This window comes from Nonomuraea zeae, assembly GCF_005889725.1.
Classification (GTDB): domain Bacteria; phylum Actinomycetota; class Actinomycetes; order Streptosporangiales; family Streptosporangiaceae; genus Nonomuraea; species Nonomuraea zeae.
Genome location: NZ_VCKX01000721.1, coordinates 1 through 698 on the forward strand (window position 1 = coordinate 1; position 698 = coordinate 698).

A 698-nucleotide genomic window follows, 5' to 3' on the forward strand; every position below is an offset into this window, starting at 1 on the left:
GTGCGGGGGAGGGCGGGTGATCGGCGAGCTGTACGCGGAGTCGCTCGCCGGGGCCGAGGTCGACATCGAGTACGAGGACGGCCGCCGCGAGCCGCTCGCCGCCGTGCGGTGGCTGGAGCTCATCGACGGCGACGAAGCCATGCTGTCCCGGTGCGCCGGCCCCACCCTCGACGTCGGCTCGGGGCCGGGGCGGCTGACGGTCGGGCTGGCCCGGCGGGGTGTCGCCGTGCTCGGCATCGACGTCACCCCGCACGCCGTACGGCTGACGCGCCAGGCGGGCGGGCCGGCCCTGTGCGGGGATGTGTTCGGGCATGTCCCGGGCGCAGGCCAGTGGGCGACGGCGCTGCTGGCCGACGGGAACATCGGCATCGGCGGCGATCCGCCGGCCCTGCTGCGCAGGATGCGGGAGCTCGTCAGGCCGGGCGGCGAGCTGATCGCCGAGGTCGGGCCGCCCGGCGAGCCCAGTACGGCCGGGCGTGTCCGGTTGCGCCACGGTGATGTCACCGGAGCCTGGTTCCGATGGGCGGGAGTGTCGGTTTCCGACGTTCCGCCGCTCGCACGAGAGAGCGGGTTCACCGTCACGGACTGTCGTGAGGAGGCCGGCCGCTGGTTCGCGTACCTGCGCCAGGAGTGTCGAACCTCGGCGGACGGAGCTACGGAGGGTGACGGGAAGGGCGGCGACGGGGCGATTGAGGGGT

1 protein-coding gene is annotated in these 698 nt (G+C 74.6%); it reads left to right on the plus strand.

The features are described 5' to 3' along the window. Window positions 1–16: 16 nt before the first annotated feature. A partial coding sequence (locus tag ETD85_RS62595; RefSeq protein ID WP_138699137.1) for a class I SAM-dependent methyltransferase occupies window positions 17–698 on the plus strand: 682 nt, incomplete at its 3' end.